Origin of the sequence: Micromonospora sp. 15K316 (assembly GCF_004348525.1) — a bacterium.
Classification (GTDB): domain Bacteria; phylum Actinomycetota; class Actinomycetes; order Mycobacteriales; family Micromonosporaceae; genus Micromonospora.
In genome coordinates this window covers 12,705-31,522 of sequence record NZ_SMKG01000021.1, presented here as the reverse complement: position 1 = coordinate 31,522, position 18,818 = coordinate 12,705, and the positions used below count along the sequence as shown (strand labels likewise).

At 73.0% G+C, this 18,818-nt stretch carries 15 protein-coding genes; 8 read left to right on the top strand and 7 right to left on the bottom strand.

The genetic code is table 11. The features are described from left to right. The first annotated feature begins 111 nt into the window (after nucleotides 1-111). Nucleotides 112-870 (top strand): FadR/GntR family transcriptional regulator, encoded by a 759-nt coding sequence (locus tag E1211_RS07885; protein ID WP_243709410.1) that lies wholly within the window; start codon nucleotides 112-114, stop codon nucleotides 868-870. Between the two features lie 53 nt (nucleotides 871-923). Here the strand turns inward: E1211_RS07885 and E1211_RS07880 are convergent, their stop codons facing one another. The 3 genes from E1211_RS07880 to E1211_RS07870 all read right to left on the bottom strand — a co-directional run bounded on the left by E1211_RS07880 (nucleotide 924) and on the right by E1211_RS07870 (nucleotide 4,477). Further along, the gene (locus E1211_RS07880; RefSeq protein WP_132346939.1) at nucleotides 924-2,084 is read right to left on the bottom strand and encodes a CapA family protein; all 1,161 of its coding nucleotides are present in this window, start codon (nucleotides 2,082-2,084) and stop codon (nucleotides 924-926) included. Between the two features lie 216 nt (nucleotides 2,085-2,300). Next, nucleotides 2,301-3,893 carry a glycosyltransferase 87 family protein gene (locus E1211_RS07875; RefSeq protein ID WP_165947203.1) on the bottom strand — a complete coding sequence of 531 codons (1,593 nt, stop codon included), beginning with the start codon at nucleotides 3,891-3,893 and terminating at the stop codon, nucleotides 2,301-2,303. A 119-nt stretch (nucleotides 3,894-4,012) separates the two neighbouring features. Then, nucleotides 4,013-4,477 (bottom strand): carboxymuconolactone decarboxylase family protein, encoded by a 465-nt coding sequence (locus tag E1211_RS07870; RefSeq protein ID WP_207915296.1) that lies wholly within the window; start codon nucleotides 4,475-4,477, stop codon nucleotides 4,013-4,015. A 143-nt stretch (nucleotides 4,478-4,620) separates the two neighbouring features. Between E1211_RS07870 and E1211_RS07865 the strand changes: the two genes are divergently transcribed. Further along, nucleotides 4,621-5,502 carry a sigma-70 family RNA polymerase sigma factor gene (locus E1211_RS07865; RefSeq protein WP_132346935.1) on the top strand — a complete coding sequence of 294 codons (882 nt, stop codon included), beginning with the start codon at nucleotides 4,621-4,623 and terminating at the stop codon, nucleotides 5,500-5,502. 27 nt (nucleotides 5,503-5,529) lie between these two features. Here E1211_RS07865 and E1211_RS07860 read toward each other — a convergent pair whose 3' ends face one another. The 4 genes from E1211_RS07860 to E1211_RS07845 form a co-directional block, all read right to left on the bottom strand. Then, entirely contained in the window at nucleotides 5,530-6,156 is a 627-nt protein-coding gene (locus E1211_RS07860; RefSeq protein WP_207915295.1) for an LUD domain-containing protein, read from the bottom strand. Next, a complete protein-coding gene (locus tag E1211_RS07855) occupies nucleotides 6,138-7,568 on the bottom strand; it encodes a LutB/LldF family L-lactate oxidation iron-sulfur protein (protein ID WP_132346933.1) in 1,431 nt (476 codons plus the stop codon). Before E1211_RS07855 ends, E1211_RS07860 begins: the two co-directional genes overlap by 19 nt. Beyond that, nucleotides 7,565-8,329 (bottom strand): (Fe-S)-binding protein, encoded by a 765-nt coding sequence (locus tag E1211_RS07850; protein ID WP_132346931.1) that lies wholly within the window; start codon nucleotides 8,327-8,329, stop codon nucleotides 7,565-7,567. Before E1211_RS07850 ends, E1211_RS07855 begins: the two co-directional genes overlap by 4 nt. Before the next feature lie 132 nt (nucleotides 8,330-8,461). Then, nucleotides 8,462-11,857 (bottom strand): glycoside hydrolase N-terminal domain-containing protein, encoded by a 3,396-nt coding sequence (locus E1211_RS07845; protein WP_132346930.1) that lies wholly within the window; start codon nucleotides 11,855-11,857, stop codon nucleotides 8,462-8,464. 302 nt (nucleotides 11,858-12,159) lie between these two features. On the opposite strand from E1211_RS07845, the gene E1211_RS07840 reads away from it, so the two are divergent. From E1211_RS07840 to E1211_RS07815, 6 genes are all read left to right on the top strand, one after another. After that, entirely contained in the window at nucleotides 12,160-13,008 is an 849-nt protein-coding gene (locus E1211_RS07840; RefSeq protein WP_132346928.1) for a fumarylacetoacetate hydrolase family protein, read from the top strand. After that, entirely contained in the window at nucleotides 13,005-14,369 is a 1,365-nt protein-coding gene (locus E1211_RS07835; RefSeq protein ID WP_132346926.1) for an L-fuconate dehydratase, read from the top strand. Before E1211_RS07840 ends, E1211_RS07835 begins: the two co-directional genes overlap by 4 nt. Beyond that, entirely contained in the window at nucleotides 14,366-15,139 is a 774-nt protein-coding gene (locus E1211_RS07830) for an SDR family NAD(P)-dependent oxidoreductase (protein WP_132346924.1), read from the top strand. The genes E1211_RS07835 and E1211_RS07830 overlap by 4 nt, the downstream gene beginning before the upstream one ends. Nucleotides 15,140-15,217: 78 nt before the next feature. Next, a complete protein-coding gene (locus tag E1211_RS07825; RefSeq protein WP_132346922.1) occupies nucleotides 15,218-16,267 on the top strand; it encodes a sugar ABC transporter substrate-binding protein in 1,050 nt (349 codons plus the stop codon). Next, nucleotides 16,267-17,796, top strand: a complete 1,530-nt coding sequence (locus tag E1211_RS07820) for a sugar ABC transporter ATP-binding protein (protein ID WP_132346920.1) — start codon at nucleotides 16,267-16,269, stop codon at nucleotides 17,794-17,796. Before E1211_RS07825 ends, E1211_RS07820 begins: the two co-directional genes overlap by 1 nt. Continuing rightward, entirely contained in the window at nucleotides 17,793-18,818 is a 1,026-nt protein-coding gene (locus E1211_RS07815) for an ABC transporter permease (RefSeq protein WP_165947202.1), read from the top strand. Before E1211_RS07820 ends, E1211_RS07815 begins: the two co-directional genes overlap by 4 nt.

The following is an 18,818-nucleotide window of genomic DNA, read 5'->3' as shown; positions in this document are numbered from 1 at the left end:
CGTCGCCTCGACGAGGCGCTACCTCGCTTTTTACATCTGCTTAACGTCGGGATGCTAGGCCCAAAAAGCAGACTTATTCAAGGCGTTGATCTAACTGATATGATCAGTGGCGTGGAATCGTCCGCCTCCGGGGCCCCCGTCAGCGCCGGCCCCGTCGAGACCGGACTGCACGCGCGCGTCCTGGAACATCTCGGCACCGCCATCTGCGGTGGCGAACTGACCCCGGGATCGGTGCTCAACATCGACGAGCTGGTCGACCGGTACGCCGTGTCCCGCTCGGTCGTCCGCGAGGTGCTGCGCGTGCTGGCCTCGATGGGGTTCATCGAGACGCGCCGCCGGGTCGGCGTGCTGATCCGCCCGGCGAGTTCCTGGAACGTCTTCGACCCGCAGGTCATCCGGTGGCGGCTCGCCTCGGCCGGCCGGATGGCCCAGCTCAGATCGATCACCGAGCTGCGTACCGCCGTCGAGCCGCACGCCGCTCTGCTGGCCGCCACCCGGGCCGATCACGACGAGGCGAGCGACCTCGTCGGGCTCGCCGCGAAGATGTGGGCCGCCGGCAAGGCCGGCGACGAGGAACGCTTCCTGCGCCTGGACATCGAGTTCCACCGCCGGGTGCTGCGCGCCTCCGGCAACGAGATGTTCCTCCGGTTGCAGGACCTGATCGCGGAGGTGCTCACCGGCCGGCACAAGCACCACCTCATGCCGCACCACCCGCACGAGCAGGCCCTCCAACTGCACGCGGAGGTCGCGCAGGCCATCCAGCGGCACGACGGCGAGCGCGCCCGGCGGGCCATGGTGGAGCTGATGGAGCAGGCGTTCGACGAGATGCGGTCGCTCTGGGAGCAGGCCGGCGAACCCGGCCAGGGCTGACCGGGGCGGGCAGCACGGCCACCGGCGCCGGGCCGTCTTCGCAGCGGCCGGCGTCAGTGCGGCATTCGCAGCCCCGCCGCGACCGCGCCCCGCTGGTCCACCAGCCCGGCGATCCGCCGGACCACCGCGGCGTAGTGGGCCCGGCGCAGGGCCGGCGAGGCCGGATCGGCCGTGGCGGCGGTCAGGTCGACCACCCGGGCCTGCGGCCGGTACTCCATCCAGGTCGGTAGCACTGTCACCTCGGTGACCGTCCAGCGGCCGGAGGCCGTACGGGTGAAGGTGAACTCCGGCACGACCGCGTCCTGCGAGCGCTCCTGCGAGCCGTCGGCGAAGCGCGTGATCAGGTTCCCCATGCCGTAGGCGACCCACTTGTCGCCCAGCTTCTCGAACGGCTGCACCACGTGCACGTGGTGCCCGACGATCAGATCGATGTCCGGTGACGCCAGCAGTTCGCGCGCCAGGTCCGTCTGGTCGGCGGTCGGCTCGTGCTGGTACTCCGTGCCCCAGTGCATCGACAGGATGACGATCTCCGCGCCGGCCTGCCGGGCCCGGCGGGCCTCGGCGCGGATGGCGTCGGCGTCGATCAGGTTGGCGGCCCACGGCCGCCCCGCCGGGAGCGGGATGTCGTTGAAGCTCAACGTGTACGACAGGTGACCGACCTTGACGCCCTTGACGTCCAGCACGGTGGGCCGGCGGGCCTCCGCCGCGGTGCGGGCCATGCCGGTGTGCCGCAGACCCACCCGGTCCAGGTTGTCGAGCGTACGGGCGATGCCCTCGACTCCGGTGTCGAGGGAGTGGTTGGAGGCGGTGGAGCAGGTGTCGAAGCCGGCCCAGGCCGCGGCGTCGGCCAGCTGCGGCGGGACGCTGAAGTTCGGCCACCCGGTGAAGGGCCCGTCCGGCTCGGCGAGCGGGGTCTCCATGTGACAGATGGCGAGGTCGGCGGCGCTCACCCGGGGGCGCACGGCGGCCAGGATCTGGGTGAAGTCGTGCCCGTCGCGTCCCGCCCGGCGCGCGTCGGCGGCCGCCTGCTCGCTGAGTGCGGGATGCACGAGCAGGTCGCCGGCGGCCACCACCCTGAGTGTGGTCGGCGGCGCGGCGCTGGTGGGTGGGGCGGACGGGCTCGCCGGCCGGACGAACGACTCGGGCTCGGACGCCTGACAGCCCGCCACCAGCACGGCGAGTAGCAGCGCCGCCACGGCGGGTGACTTCCTCATGACAGCACATGATGCCGGTCGCGCCGGTTCGTGCGGCGGGAACGGCGAAACTACCCTCCACCGGCCACGACCGGGCTCTGCGCGTCGCCCCCCGCCCGGGCCGGATCCGCGACCGAGGTCCGACACGCCATGATCGACTCGAGCTCTGCGAAGTCGGGGTCTCAGGCGGTTTGGAGGCCCCGACTTCCTTGAACTCGAGTCGATCACGGCGCCCGGCTAGCGGGCGAACGCGGCGGCGAGCTCGTCGTCGAACGTCGCGATCGGACGGCCGTCGGTGCCGTAGGCGACGAGGCGGCCGTGTGTCATCGTCGCGGACCGGAACGAGAAGACCCGGGGCCCGGGATAGGGCGACAGCAGCGGGATGACCCGCGGTGCGCCGCCCGGAGCCGAGTGGTACTCCAGCCGCGCCACCTCCGTCGACACCACCCCGTTCACCCGCACCTTCGTCTTCTCCGTCCTGGTGCCGAAGGTGACCGGCCCGCCGGTGTCGTAGGAGGCGCACTCGGCCGGGCCGCGGCAGACGAAGAAGTACCGCGGGTTCGCCACGTCGTCCACCGCGTACGCCTTGAAGGTCGGGTCCGCGCCCGCCGGCAGCGGCTGCACGGCGAAGAACGCGACGGCGGTCGCCGCCGCGACCCCCGTACGGAGCCAGGCGCGACCGGTGGTCCGGGGGCGTCTGGAACGGGCCGCCGCCACCGCGACCCCGCCGAACCCGGTCAGGCAGAGCGCGGCGACGCCGAGCGCGCGGGCGTTCTCGAACAGGAACTGCACTCCCGGCCGCATCGAGACGGCGCTCAGCGCGGCACCCAGCGACACCACCATCGTGGCCAGCAGCGCGACGCCGGCCGCCCGGCGGGCCACCCCCGTGGTCCCGATCAGCAGCATCGCCGCCAGCACCGGCCAGACCTGGTGATGCGTCCAGGAGACCGGTGACGCGGCCACGGTGGCGCAACCGACGAGCACCGCGGCGTGCCCCGGCCACCCCTGCGTCGCCAGCTGCCGGGCACGCAGCAGCGCCACCGCGCAGACGACCCCCACCAGGCCGGCCCAGAGCAGCGGCAGGGATCCCGCGTCGACCCCGAGCCGCAGCAGCATCCCGTGCAGCGACTGGTTGCCCAGCGAGGCGAGGTTGCCGATCCGGCTGGTCTCCAGCATCGTCCCGGCCCAGTAGGTCCAGCTCTCCCCCGGCAGGACGGCGGCCGCCAGCCCGGCGCAGGCGAGGAAGGTGGCCGCCGCGCGGGCCGCGTCGCGGTAGCGTCCGGCGGCGAGGAAGTAGACCACGAAGAGCAGTGGGGTGAGCTTGATCGCCGACGCCACGCCGACGAGCACTCCCCGCAGCCGCGGTGGCACGACCTCCATGCCGTCGAGCAGCGCCAGCAGCACGACGAAGATGCTGACCTGACCGAAGCGCAGGTTGCTCTGCACCGGGGCGGAGAGCATCAGCGCGAGCGCCACGACCGCCACCGCCACCTGCCGCCCGGACCGTCCCCGCGCCAGCACGGCGCCCACCGGCACCGCGACGGCGACGACCGCCGCGCAGGTCGCCACCAGCCAGCCGATCTGCACCACCGACTCGGGCACGAGCGTGATCGGCCAGAGCACGAGCGCCGCGAACGGCGGGTAGGTGAAGGGGCCGCCGTTCTCCGCTACGTAACCGTAGAGCGGGCGCCCGGCGCGTAGGTCGAGCAACGCCCCGTAGTAGATGTGCAGGTCGGAGAGGCGGTCCTCGCGTCGCAGGACGAGCGCGGCGGAGACCAGCGTCACGACGGCGAACGCCGACCAGAGCAGTGCCAACCGCCGATCCCGCACGGTCGCCAGCATAGGGTTCCGTGCCGCGCCGCACAGCCCCCTGTGCCCGCCCGGCCCACCGGCGGACCGGGGAGGGTGACGGCCGCCAGCCGCCGTCCGTCCCGGTCCGCCGCGTCGGGTCAGCCCCAGTTCTGCGGGGCCGGCTGGCGAGTGGCGGCGTTGATCCGGTTGAAGAAGTTGGTGGTGGCGATCCAGAGCACGATCGCCGCCAGCTCCTTCTCGTCGAAGTGCCGGGCGGCCTCCGCCCAGACGTCGTCCGGCACGGCGTCGGGCCGGTCGGCGAGGCGGGTCGCGGCCTCGGCGAGCGCGAGCGCGGCCCGCTCGGCCTCCGTGAAGTACGGCGTCTCGCGCCAGACGGCCACCGCGAAGAGCCGCTCGTCGGTCTCCCCCGCCTTGCGCATCCCCCGGGCTCCCGAGTCGACACAGGCGCTGCACCCGTTGATCTGGCTGGCCCGCAGGTGCACCAGCTCCAGGGTGCTCTGCGGCACGCCGGCCGAGTGGGCCGCCTTGTACAGCAGGTTGATGCCCTTCACGGCGTCGGGCAGCAGCCCCGCGGGGTTCGCGATACGCGGTTCGATGATCATTTCTGTCCGTCCCTCCCTCTAGGCTGGCCGGTGTCCGTCGTGGCACGACGCCCCGGCCCGTTCACCGGTATGTCGACCGCCGACCCGACGGCGTGACAGATGTGGCTGCCGTCACACCGGCACCGGTGAAGGAGTGTGCGGACATGCGCGACGCCGACCTGTTGGCCCGGCGGTTCGAGGAGCACCGGCCACACCTGCGGGCGGTGGCCCACCGGATGCTCGGCTCCGGCGCCGAGGCCGAGGACGCCGTCCAGGACACCTGGCTGCGGCTGGCCCGGGCGGAGGCGGACGGGATCGACAACCTCGCCGGCTGGCTGACGACCGCCGTCGGCCGGGTCTGCCTCGACCGCCTGCGGTCCCGTACCGCCCACGCCGAGCAGCCGTGGGACGACGGCGCGCCGCTGGACGCTCCGGCGGACGGTGACCCCGTCGACCCGGAGCGGGAGATCGTGCGCGCCGAGTCGGTCGGCCACGCGCTGCTGGTCGTGCTGGACACCCTCGCCCCCACCGAGCGGTTCGTGTACGTGCTGCACGACATGTTCGCGGTCTCCTTCGACGAGATCGCCGCCGTCGTCGACCGCAGTCCCGCCGCCGTACGGCAGATCGCCAGCCGGGCCCGCCGACGGGTGCAGGCCGGCGGGCAGGTCCGGGAGACGGATCCGGCGCGTCAACGGCACGTCGTCGAGGCGTTCCTCGCCGCGTCCCGCGAAGGTCGCTTCGACGACCTGGTCACCCTGCTGGACCCGCACGTCGTGCTGCGGGCCGACCCGGCGGCCGTCGGCATGGGATCGGCCCCGGAGACCCGTGGCGCGGCCACCGTCGCCGCCTTCTTCAACGGCCGGGCGGTGGCCGCGGTCCCCGCGTTCGTGGACGCCGCGCCCGGCGCCGTCGTGGTGATCGGCGGGCGGACCCGCATCGTGCTCACCTTCGTCGTCACCGACCGGATCATCGGCATCGAGGCGGTGGCCGACCCGGCGCAGATCGCGGCGTTCGACGTCGTGACCGACGAGCCGGCTCGGGGCTGATCGGGCGGGGACGCGGCGCCCGGGTGATCAGCGGGCGTCAGGGGCCAGGAGGACCACGTGCAGGTTCCGGGGGCCGTGCACGCCCTCGACCCGGTTCAGCTCGATGTCGCTGGTGGCGGAGGGCCCGCTGATCCAGGTGAGTGGGCGCCGCGGGTCGAGCCGGGCCACCGCGTCCGGCACCCCCGCCACCACCTGCTCGCTCCGCAGCACGCAGACGTGCACGTCGGGCAGGAGGGTGATGAGCCGCCGGCCCTGGTCGGGGCCACCGTCCAGGACGATGGTGCCGGTCTCGGCGACGGCCACGGCCGCCGCGGTGACCACCCCGTCGACGGCGGCGACCTGCGCGGTGCTGAGGTCGTCGTCGGCCACGGCCGTGACCGACGCGGGCAGCCAGCGTCGGGGCAGCTCGCGCGGCACCACGATCCGCCGGCCGCCGAGGACGGCGTCGACGACCTCCGCCACCTCGGGCTCGGCGCAGCGGTGCACGGTGGCCCGGTAGTCGGTGAGCCGGTCCACCAGCAGGTCGAGGTCGGCGGCTCGGCCCGCCGGCCGGTAGTCGCGGGGCGTCTCGGCGGATGCGGGCGGCACGGCGCCGCGGGCGGCCCGCAGGCGGGCCAGGACCTCCTCCCGGCCGCTCACCGCTGCGCCCACCACTCGCGGAACGTGCGTGCCGGCGGTTGCGGCAGGTCACGGCCGATGGTCCAGCCGGAGAGCGGCGGGGGAAGTCCGCGACCACGGCGGCCGGCGAAGCGGCTGAGCCGGGCCGCCCGCTGCGCCGCCGCGTAGAGCGCCGGCCGGTCCATGACGTACGCGGCGGCAGCCATCGCCGCGGTCTCGGCCCTCGGGTGCGGCGCCCGGTCGCGCAGGTGCACCAGCAGCTCCGGAATGTTGATCTTCACGGGGCAGGCGTCGTAGCAGGCGCCGCAGAGCGTCGAGGCGTACGGCAGCGAGGCATTGTCCTCCACCCCGGTGAGCTGCGGCGACAGCACCGCGCCGATCGGACCCGGATACACCGACCCGTAGGCGTGCCCGCCGACGCGCTCGTAGACCGGGCAGACGTTGAGGCAGGCGGAGCAGCGGATGCAGTGCAACGCCTGCCGGCCCACCTCGTCGGCCAGCACGGCGCTGCGCCCGTTGTCGAGCAGCACCAGGTGGAACGCCTGCGGGCCGTCGCCGGTCGTGACACCGGTCCACATCGAGGTGTAGGGGTTCATCCGCTCCCCGGTGGAGGCGCGGGGCAGCAGCTGCAGGAAGACCTCCAGGTCCCGCCAGGTCGGCACGACCTTCTCGACGCCCATCACGGTGATCAGTGTCTCGGGCAGGGTGAGGCACATCCGTCCGTTGCCCTCGGACTCCACGACGGCGAGGGTGCCGGTCTCCGCCACGGCGAAGTTGGCGCCGGAGATCGCGACCCGCGTGGTCAGGAACGTCTCGCGCAGGAAGCGGCGCGCGGCGGCCGCGAGCGCGGGCGGATCGTCGGTGAGCGACGGGTCGACGCCCGGCATGGCGCGCAGGAAGATCTCCCGGATCTCGGCCCGGTTCCGGTGGATCGCCGGCACCAGGATGTGGCTCGGCCGGTCCTCGCCGAGCTGCACGATGAGCTCGGCGAGATCGGTCTCCACCGCCGTGATGCCGGCCGCGTCGAGCGCCTCGTTGAGGCCGATCTCCTGGGTCGCCATGGACTTCACCTTGATGACCCGGTCGCTGCCGGTCGCGGCGACCAGTTCGGTGACGATCCGGTTCGCCTCCACCGCGTCCGCGGCCCAGTGCACGACTCCGCCGGCCGCGGTGACCGCGGCCTCGAGCTGTTCGAGCAGCTCCGGCAGGCGGGTCAGGACGTCGGTCTTGATCGCCGAGCCGGCCTCGCGCAGGGCCTGCCAGTCGGGCAGTTCGCCGATGACCGCACCCGACTTGGCGCGGATGGTGGTGGTGGCGTGGCCCAGGTTGCGACGCAGCTGCGGGTCGGCGAGGCCCCGCCGGGCGGCGGCCGGGAAGGGCTCCGCGCCGCGCAGGTGCCCGACTCCGGGCGGCGCGGTCCCCGGCATGCCGAGGAAGGTGCGGCTCATGCCCGCACCGCCGTCCGGCCGGTGCTGCCGCTGCGCTCGGTCGAGGCGAGGATCTCCGCCAGATGCACCGTACGGACGCCGGTGCGCAGCCGGGCCAGGCCCCCGCCGATGTGCATCAGGCAGGAGGCGTCGCCGGCCGCGCAGACGTCGGCGCCGGTGGACTGGACGTGGCGCAGCTTGTCCGCGAGCATCGCGGTGGAGGTGTCGGCGTTCTTCACCGCGAAGGTGCCGCCGAAGCCGCAGCACTGCTCCGCCTGTGGCAGCTCGACGAGGTCGAGGCCGCGGACCTCCCGCAGCAGCCGCAGCGGCCGGTCCCCCACCCGCAGCATGCGCAGCGAGTGGCAGGTCGGGTGGTACGTCACCCGGTGCGGGTAGTACGCGCCCACGTCGGTCACCCCGAGCACGTCCACCAGGAACTCCGAGAGCTCGTACGTGCGTCCGGCGACCGCCTCGGCGCGCGAGGCCAGCCGCTCGTCACCGGCCCGGCGGGCCACCGTGGCGTGCTGGTGCCGTACCGAGCCGACGCAGGAGCCCGACGGGGCGACCACCACGTCGGACGCCTCGAAGGCGCGCACGTGGCGGCGTACCAGCGGCAGGGCCTGCGCGGAGTAGCCGGTGTTGACGTGCATCTGCCCGCAGCAGGTCTGCTCCGGCGGGAAGACCACCTGGTGGCCGAGCCGCTCCAGCAGCCGGACGGTCGCCTGGGCCGCGGCCGGGAAGAGTGTGTCCGCCAGGCACGTCACGAAGAGTGCGACCCGCATCGCCACCCGCCTCTCGGGTTCTGGCCGGCCCGACGCGCACCGGCCGCGGCTATTCGATCAGCTCGGTCACCGGTACGCAATGGCCGGACCGGCCGCCGGCGGGGACGGTGGGCGGGCGTCCCGCGCGCGGCGTCAGCCGAAGGCACGGCTCTGCCAGGTGGCGACCTGGTCGGCCGGGAGCGCCTCGGGCAGGATGGCCACCCGGTCGAGCTCGCCGGTGAGCCGCTGCCCGCCGCCCTGATCGGCGGCGAACCGCAGCTCCCGGGTGGCGCAGCCGACGATGCCGCCGTCCGGCACCTTCGCCGCGCCGGCCTGCCGGCCGTCGAGGTAGACGGTGACCGTGCCCGCGTCGTCCATCGTGACAACCAGGTCGACGTACCGGCCGAGGGGCACTGTGGCGTTGGTGGTGACGCCGGTCCCCGAGCCGATGAACCGCAGCTGGTTGCCGGGGGTGAGGTCGATCAGCACGCCGTCGGTGCCCGGGTCGCCGCTGGGTTGGAAGTCGAAGAGCCGCCGGTAGCTGCCGCTCGTGGTCACCTTGACCTCCGCGGCGAAGGTGGCCGTCTCGAGGAAGCCCAGCGTGGTGGGGGCGGTCCGGAGGTAGCGGGCGCCGTCCAGGGCCAGCGCCGTGCCGGTCGGCCCGTCGGTGACGTACGCCCCACCGGTCTGCACGGTGGCCGTGCGTCCGTTCGGCGACCGGTCGGCGATCGTGTCGCCGCTGGTGGGGTCCCAGGCGACGAGCGGCCGGTCCGGGGCCGGCCGGGCGCACGGCGGCGGTACGGGCAGGGAGATGGCCGTCCACGCGGACGCCCGCCACCTGTCGTTGACCAACCGCGCCTCGACCCGGTTCCTGCCGGCCGCGGCGTCCCGGGTCGGGGTGACAGTGAACCGGTAGACCTGGGAGTCGCCCGAGCGCAGGCGGGGCACCTCGAACCGGGCGGGGCGCGCGTCCCACCCGGCCGGCAGGGCCAACGTCAGCCGGGACGGCGGCAGGTTCTCCGCGGCGGCGACGCTCACCGAGACCGTCCCCGGCTGGTCGGCCTCGAGCGTCGTCGGGGCGTCGACGGCGAAGCGAACCCCGGAGGTGGCGACGTAGCGGTGTCCGGGCTTGGCCGGGAAGGTGACCCGCTCACCGCGGACCTCGGCGTCGACCCGCTTGCCGGTCGTGGCATCCACCATCCGGAACGGACCGGCGAAGAGCGGGCTGCGCAGCCGGACCTCGCCGGCGCGACCGGCGGTCACCGCGATCTCGGTCGCGGCGCCGGCCGACCACGTCGTGTCGACGGTGAGGTCGCCGCGGGCACGCAGTCCGCTGACCGAGCCGTCCTTCCAGGCGCTCGGCAGCGCCGGAAGGACCTGGACCTCGCCGCTCTGGCTCTGCAGCAGCATCTCCGCGACGCCGGAGGTGGCGCCGAAGTTGCCGTCGATCTGGAACGGCGGGTGGGTGTCCCAGAGGTTGGGCAGCGTGCTCTGTCGCAGTTGCTCGGTGAGCATCTTGTGCGCGTGGTCGCCGTCGAGGAGCCGGGCCCAGAAATTGATCTTCCACGCCTTGCTCCAGCCGGTGCCGCCGTCGCCGCGCGCGGTGAGCGAGACCCGGGCCGCGTCGGCCAGCTCCGGGTCGTCCAGCGCGGTGATCTGGGCGCCGGGGTGGAGGGCGAACAGGTGCGACACGTGCCGGTGCTCGTTCTCCGGGTCGTCCAGGTCCTCCTTCCACTCCTGCAACTGCCCCCACGAGCCGACCCGGATGCCCGGGTCGAGGTCGGCGAGCGCGGCGCGCAGCTCCTTGCGGAAGGCGTTGTCGCCGCCGACGATCCCGGCGGCCTCGACGGTGTTGGTGAAGAGGTCCCAGACGATCTGCTGGGACATCGAGGCGCCGGCGGTGAAGTCGCCCTGTTCCGGGGAGTAGCTCGGGGAGACGACGAGTGTGCCGTCGCGCGGGTCGACGACGAGTTCGTCGAGCCAGAACTGCGCGAGCTGCTTCATGACCGGGTACGCGCGCTCTCTCAGGAACCGCTGGTCCCGGGTGAACTGGTAGTGCTGCCAGTAGTGCTGGGCGAGCCACGCCCCGGCCTCGGGGAACCAGAACGAGGTGGCCCAGTTGTGCAGCCCGGTGAACCCGTAGATGTTGGTCTCGTTGTTCACCACCCAGCCCCGGTTGCCGTAGATCTCCCGGGCGGTCACCTGCCCCGGCGGCACCATCGAGTCGACGTAGTCGAAGAGCGGCGCGGTGGTCTCCGAGATGTTGGTGAGCTCGGCCGGCCAGTAGTTCATCTGGAGGTTGATGTTGACGTGGTAGTCGGCGTCCCAGGGCGGGTTGGTGGAGTTGTTCCAGACACCCTGGAGGTTCGCCGGCAGCGAGCCGGCCCGTGACGAGGCGATCAGCAGGTAGCGGCCGTACTGGAAGAAGAGCGCCTCCAGCGCGCGGTCGGCGGGTGCGGCGCCGCCGGTGTAGGCGCGCAGCAGCTCGTCGGTCGGCACCCCGGGCATCGCCTGCCCGATGTCGAGCCGGACCCGGTCGAAGAGGGCGCGGTGGTCGGCGGTGTGCGCGGCGAGCAGGTCGGCGTACGTCTTGCGCGCCGCCGCGTCCACCGCTGCGGTCACCGTCGGGTGCGGGTCGGCGCCCCGGTAGGCGGGGTAGGTCGGGGCGTAGTCGGTCCCCGCGGCGAGGACCAGCGTGGCCGTGTCGGCGTCCCGCACGGTGACGGTGCCGTCGGCGCCGTCGGTGACCGCGCCGCCCTGCGCGGTGACCTGGATCTGGGACTCGAACCGGAGCTTGTTGTCGGTGAGCGCGCCGGCGAAGGTGATCCGACCGCCGCTCGCGGTGACCGCCTTGGACCGGTTGTCCGGCGCGGTGACGCCGGCGGTGAAGCCGATCCGCCCCGGCTGGTCGGCGCTGAGCCGGACCACCAGAACCTTGTCGGGGTTGCTGGCGAAGTACTCCCGGGTGTAGCGCACCCCGTCGTCGAGGTAGGAGACCCTCGCGACGGCCCGGCCGATGTTCAGCTCGCGGCGGTACTCCTGGACCGCGCCGGGGTCCTCGGTGAGCCGCAGCGACAGGTCCCCGAAGGTGTTGTACGAGCCGAAGCCGCTCTTGGGCTGGCCGAGCCGGCTCGCCACCTCCTCCGGGGCGAGGCGGCCACGCTCGTTGATCAGCCGCTGCACCTCTTCGATGGCCCCGGGACGCGGCGAGGTCCAGTTGCCGAAGTCGTAGCCGGCGGCCGAGCCCGGTCCGCCGGTCCAGAGCGTCTTCTCGTTGAACTGCACCGTCTCGGTCGCCACCCGGCCGAAGACCATGCCGCCGAGGGCGCCGTTGCCGATGGGCAGCGCCTGGGTCTCCCAGTCGGCGGCCGGCTCGTCGTACCAGAGGGTGAGCGGACCGCCGGTCTGCGCGGTGGCGCCGTCCGTGGGGGTGCCCGAGGGGGCCGCCCCGGACGGCGCCGATCCGACGGGTAGCGCCGCGACCAGCACGGCCAGGAGCGCGGTCGCCGCCGACCGAAGCGGGAGCCGCCACCGGGAGAGGTCGTCCATGGGTGTCTCCGGATCGTCCGAGGGGCCGGGATGGACTCTGACGCGGCTGCGCCGTTCCGAAGGCCACTACGGCGGCACCTCGGATGTTTCATGCAGAGGCTACAAAGGGCGGCCCGGCACAACAAGGACTTGACTTCATCGATCCGGCGCCGCGTAGGCGCGAGCGTGCGGGCGGGAACTGGGGATCGGTGACGCAATCCGTACGAACAGGACGGTGCTCGTCGATGAATCGGTCTTGTGGAGCGCCACAGTCCTTGGTAGACATCGGATGTCTTGCTGCAACTGGTACTGGGGAGCGACGCGTGAGGTTGTTGCGGGTGGGTGCGCCGGGTCGAGAGACCCCGGCACTGCTGGACGAGAACGGGCGGTTACGCGACCTCCGCGGGGTGATCGACGACCTCGATCCCGCGTTCCTGGCGGCCGGCGGGCTCTCCCGGCTCGCCACCGTCGCGGTGGACGAGCTGCCGGTGCTGGACCGCGCCGGCCTGCGGATCGGGCCGCCACTGCGTCCCGGAAAGATCGTCTGCATCGGCCTGAACTACCGGGACCATGCCGCCGAGACCGGCGCGCCGCTGCCCGCGGAGCCGGTGGTCTTCCTGAAGGCGCCCGACACCGTCGTCGGCCCCGACGATCCCGTCCTGATCCCCCGGGGCAGCACGAAGACGGACTGGGAGGTCGAGCTCGCGGTCGTCATCGGCCGGCCGGCACGCTACCTCGCCAGCGCCGAGGAGGCGCTGACCTGCGTCGCCGGGTACGCCGTCGCCAACGACGTCTCGGAGCGGGAGTTCCAGCTCGAACGCGGCGGCCAGTGGGACAAGGGCAAGTCCTGCGAGACCTTCAACCCGCTCGGCCCCCTCCTGGTGACCGCCGACGAGGTCCCGGACCCGCAGGACCTCCGGCTGCGCCTCTGGGTCAACGGCGTGCCCCGTCAGGACGGCAGCACGAAGGACATGGTCTTCCCGGTCGCCGAGATCGTGCGGTACCTGAGCCAGTTCATGGTGCTGCACCCGGGTGACGTCATCAACACCGGAACGCCCGCCGGGGTCGCCCTCGGCCGGCCGGACCCGAAGCCGTACCTGACGGCGGGCGACGTGATCGAGGTGGAGATCGACGGTCTGGGCCGGCAACGCCAGAAGGTGGCGCAGGCATGATCTTCACCGAGCTGGAGATCTCCGACATCCGCTTCCCGACCTCGCGCGCGCTGGACGGCTCCGACGCCATGAACCCCGACCCGGACTACTCGGCGGCGTACGTGGTGCTGCGCACCGACTCCGGCGACGGCCACGAGGGGCACGGCTTCGCCTTCACCATCGGACGCGGCAACGACGTCCAGGCCGCCGCCATCGCGTCGCTGCGCCCGTACCTGGTGGGCCGGCCGGTGGCCGCCGTGCTGGCCGACCTGGGTGGCTTCTGGCGCGAGCTCGTGCACGACTCGCAGCTGCGGTGGCTGGGCCCGGAGAAGGGCGTCATGCACATGGCGATCGCGGCGGTCGTCAACGCGCTCTGGGACCTGCGGGCGAAGCGGGAGGGGCTGCCGCTGTGGCGGCTGCTGAGCCGGCTGAGCCCGGAGGAGCTCGTCGACCTCGTGGACTTCCGTTACCTCGACGACGCGCTCACCCGGGAGGAGGCGCTGCGGATCCTGCGGGCGGCGCAGCCGGGCCGCGCCGAGCGCGAGGAGCACCTGCTCCGGGCCGGCTTCCCCGCCTACACCACCTCACCCGGCTGGCTCGGGTACGACGACGACAAGCTGCGCCGGCTCTGCAAGGAGGCGGTCGCCGACGGGTTCGGCCAGATCAAGCTGAAGGTCGGCGCCGACCTCGCCGACGACATCCGGCGGATGACCATCGCCCGGCAGGCCTGCGGGCCGGACTTCCCCATCGCGGTCGACGCCAACCAGCGCTGGGACGTGCCGACGGCGATCACCTGGATGCGCGAGCTGGCCCGCTTCGACCCGCACTGGATCGAGGAGCCGACCAGCCCCGACGACGTGCTCGGGCACGCCACGATCGCCCGCGAGCTGGCCCCGATGCGCATCGCCACCGGCGAGCACATCGCCAACCGGGTGCTCTTCAAGCAGCTGCTCCAGCTCGACGCCGTCTCCTACGTGCAGATCGACGCGACCCGCGTCGCGGGCGTCAACGAGAACCTCGCGATCCTGCTGCTGGCCGCGAAGTTCGGCGTGCCGGTCTGCCCGCACGCCGGCGGGGTGGGGCTCTGCGAGCTGGTGCAGCATTTGTCCATGTTCGACTACGTGGCGGTCTCCGGCGAGCTGACCGACCGGGTCATCGAGTACGTCGACCACCTGCACGAGCACTTCGTCGACCCGGTGGTGATCCGGGACGGACGCTACGTCGCGCCGACCGCACCCGGGTTCAGCGCGACCATCCGGCCCCGCACGCTCGCCGACTACGCCTACCCGGACGGTCCCGTCTGGTCGGCGGCGTCCCCGGAGCCGAAGCCGGTCCTCCGACCCGGGGAGCCGGGACGGCCCGCAGCGGAGGTGGCGCGGTGAGCACCTACCGGAACGAGTTCACCGGGCTGGCCGCGGTGGTGACGGGCGGGGCGTCCGGCATCGGCCTGGCGACCGCGACAGTGCTCGCCGAGCGCGGCGCCCGGGTGGCGTGCCTCGACCTGAATCCGGAGGGCGTGCCCGCGCCGCTGCTCGGGCTCGCCGCCGACGTCACCGACGACGGCAGCGTCCGGGCGGCGGTGGCCGCCGCGGCCGACGCGCTGGGCGGCATCGACGTGCTGGTCAACAACGCCGGGATCGGCGCGCGCGGCAGCGTCGAGGAGAACTCCGACGAGGAGTGGCACAGGGTGCTCGACGTCAACGTGGTCGGGATCGCGCGGGTGACCCGGGCCGCGCTGCCCCACCTGCGCGCCTCGGCGCACGCGGCGATCGTGAACACCTGCTCCATCGCCGCCTCGGCCGGCCTGCCGCAACGGGCGCTCTACAGCGCCAGCAAGGGCGCCGTGCAGGCGCTCACCCTGGCGATGGCGGCCGACCACGTACGGGAGGGCATCCGGGTCAACTGCGTGAACCCCGGCACCGTGGACACCCCCTGGGTACGCCGGCTGCTCGACGCCGCCGACGACCCGGCGGGCGAACTCGCCGCGCTGCGGGCCCGGCAGCCCACCGGTCGCCTGGTGAGCGCCGACGAGGTGGCCGCCGCGATCGCCTACCTGGCGGGCCCGCTCGCCGCGGCGACCACCGGCACCGTGCTCGCCGTGGACGGCGGGATGCACGGGCTGCGGCTGCGTCCCGAGCCGCCGCCCGGCTGACCCTGTCGCGTCGAGCCGGCCAGGACCACAGATGTGCCGTCGAGAACCCCACCGCATCCGCACCGTTGGAGGACCACCGTGAGACCTACCGCCAAGACCCCGATCGGGATCGCGCTGGCCGCGTTCCTCACCCTCACCACCGTCGCCTGCGGTGACTCGTCGTCGGGCGGCTCGGGCGGCCAGGCCGGATCGGGGCCGCAGATCGGTATCGACCTGCCCCGCGCCGACTCCGACTTCTGGAACTCGTACGCCAAGTACGTCCCGCAGTTCGCCGACGAGTACGACGTCAACCTGATGTCCCCGACCAACTCGCAGAACGACGTCTCGAAGCTCGTGGCGAACGTGCAGGCGATGGTCAGCCAGGGCGCGAAGGCGGTCGTGATGGCGCCGCAGGACACCGGCGCGATCGCCTCCACCCTGGGCACCCTGGAGTCCCGCAAGATCCCGGTGGTCTCGGTCGACACCCGCCCCGACAAGGGCAAGGTCTTCATGGTGGTGCGCGCCGACAACCGCGCGTACGGGCAGAAGGCGTGCGAGTTCCTCGGCGAGAAGCTCGGCGGCAAGGGCAAGGTGATCGAGTTCCAGGGCTCGCTCTCCTCCATCAACGGGCGGGACCGCTCGGAGGCGTTCGCGGAGTGCATGAAGACGAAGTTCCCCGGGATCACGATCTTCGAGGAGCCGACCGAGTGGGAGGGGGCCAAGGCCGCGGCCGCGCTCCAGACCCGCCTCGCCCAGCACCCGGACATCAAGGGCGTCTACATGCAGGCCGGCGGGGTGTTCCTGGCCCCGACGCTGCAGGTCCTCCGGTCGAAGAACCTGCTGGTCCCACCGACCGACCCGAAGCACATCTTCATCGTCTCCAACGACGGGATCCCACAGGAGTTCGAGGCGATCCGCAAGGGCGAGATCGACGCCACGGTCTCCCAGCCCGCCGACCTCTACGCCAAGTGGGCGCTCTACTACGCCAAGGCGGCCGCCGAGGGAAAGACCTTCCAGCCCGGCCCGACCGACCACGACAGCACGATCATCGACATCGGCAACGGCCTGGAGGACCAGCTCGCCGCGCCGCTGGTCACCAAGGAGAACGTCGACGACCCGGCGCTCTGGGGAAACCAGATCGGTAAGTGATGACCAGTCACGAGCAGATCGCGCGCTCCGCGGCCGGAGCCCCGGCCGCGGAGGCACGCGACGTGTCGAAGCGGTACGGGGCGACCGTGGCGCTGCACTCCGCCGGCATCGCCGTGCGGGCGGGCGAGACCCACGCGCTGGTCGGACGCAACGGCGCCGGGAAGTCCACGCTGGTGTCGATCCTGACCGGCCTCCAGCGGCCCGACGGCGGCGAGATCCGGTTCGACGGCGCCCCGGCGCCGGCGCTCGCCGACCGCGACGCCTGGCGGCAGCGGGTCGCCTGCGTCTACCAGAAGTCCACCATCATCCCCACCCTGACCGTCGCGGAGAACCTCTTCCTCAACCGGCAGTCCGGCCGTGGCCTCATCGACTGGCGCGGGCTGCGCCGCCGCGCCGCCGACCTGCTGGCCGGGTACGGGGTCGACATCGACCCGGCCGCGCTCGCCGGCTCACTCACCGTCGAGCAGCGGCAGCTCGTCGAGATCGCCCGGGCGCTCTCGTTCGGTGCCCGGTTCATCATCCTCGACGAGCCGACCGCGCAGCTCGACGCCGCCGCCATCGACCGGCTCTTCGACCGGATGCGCGAGCTCCAGTCGGCAGGGGTCACCTTCCTGTTCATCTCGCACCACCTCCAGGAGGTGTACGAGGTCTGCCAGCGGGTCACCGTGCTGCGCGACGCGCGGCACATCCTCACCGAGCCCGTCGAGGCGCTCTCCCGCGACGAGCTGGTCGCCGCGATGACCGGCGAGACGGGCCGGGCGCTCGCCGAGGGCGTCGCGCGCCCGCCGGTCCCGGCCACGGCGCCGGTGGTCCTCGACGTACGCGGCCTGCGGCTCGCCGGCCACTACGACGGGGTGGACCTCACGGTGCGGGCCGGCGAGATGGTCGGGCTGATCGGTTCGGGGAGCAGCGGCAAGGTGGCCCTCGCCGAGACGATCGCGGGGCTGCGCCGGGCCGACGCCGGAACGGTGACCATCGCCGGCACCACCCCGAAGCCGGGTCAGGTGCCCGCCGCCCTCGCCGCCGGGCTCGGTTACCTGCCGCAGGACCGGCACCGGGAGGGCCTCGTGCCGCTGTTGTCGGTGGCCGAGAACGCCACCATGCCGATCGCCGACCGGCTCGGCCCCGCCGGGATCATCGCCCCCGCCCGGCAGCGGACCACCGCCGAGCGGATGATCCGGGCGTACGACATCAAGACCGACGGGCCGCACCAGCCGGTCGGCGACCTCTCCGGCGGCAACGCCCAGAAGGTCGTGCTGGCCCGCGCGCTCGCCAACGACCCGAGGGCACTGGTGATGGTGAGCCCCACCGCCGGGGTGGACGTCCGGTCCAAGGCGTCCCTGCTCGGGGCCATCGGCGCGGCCGCCGCCGGAGGCACCGGCGTGCTGGTCGTCTCCGACGAGCTCGACGACCTGCGCTCGTGCGACCGGGTGCTGGTCATGTTCCACGGAGAGGTGATCCGGGACGTGCCCCGGGGTTGGACGGACGCCGAACTGGTGTCCGCAGTGGAGGGAGTGGAGCAGCCGTGACCGGCACCGAGACGATCGCCAAGCCACCGACGACCGGCGGTACCCGACCGGGCGGCGGTCGGTTACCCCTGGCCCGGCTCCGGGACTTCGCGCTCGTCCCCGCGATCATCCTGCTCGTCGTGGTGGGCGCGCTCATCGACCCGGTGTTCCTCAGCGCCGCCAACATCACCAACGTGCTGCAACAGCAGACCGAGCTGGCGCTGCTGGTGCTCGCCGAGGCGATCATCCTCATTGCCGGGAAGTTCGACCTCTCGCTGGAGTCGACGATCGGTCTGGCCCCGGCGCTCGCCGTCGCGCTCGTCATCCCGGCGGCGAGCAACGGGCTGGGCACCGAGCTCCCGGCCGGTCTGGCCATCGTCCTCTGCCTGCTCACCGGGCTGGCGATCGGGGCGTTCAACGGGCTGCTGATCCTGCGGTTCAAGCTCTCCGCGTTCATCGTGACGCTGGGCATGCTGATCGTGCTGCGCGGTCTGCAGATCGGGATCACCGGTGGGCAGAACCTCTTCGACATCCCACCCTCGGTGCTCTACCTGGGCAGCGCGGTCTGGCTCGGCGTACCGGCCTCCATCTGGATCAGCGGCACCCTCTTCGTGGTGGGCATCGTCGCGCTCGGCTACTTCCGGCACGGCCGGTCCGTCTACGCCATCGGCGGGAACACCGACGCGGCCCGGGCGGCCGGCATCCGTACCGACCGGGTGGTCTGGGCGGTCCTGATGATCGGTGGCCTGCTCGCCGCGCTCGCCGGCCTGCTGATGACCGGTCGGCTGGGTTCGGTCGCGGCGGCACAGGGCGACGGCATGATCTTCACCGTCTTCGCCGCGGCGGTGATCGGCGGGATCAGCCTCGACGGCGGCAAGGGAACGCTCTTCGGCGCGCTCTGCGGCGTCATCGTCCTCGGCCTGATCAACAACATCCTGACCCTCGCCGGGGTCTCCGCCCAATGGATCCAGGCCATCTACGGCGCCATCATCCTGGTCGCGCTGATCCTGGCCCGGCTCACCTCCGGCAAGGCCCAGGACTAG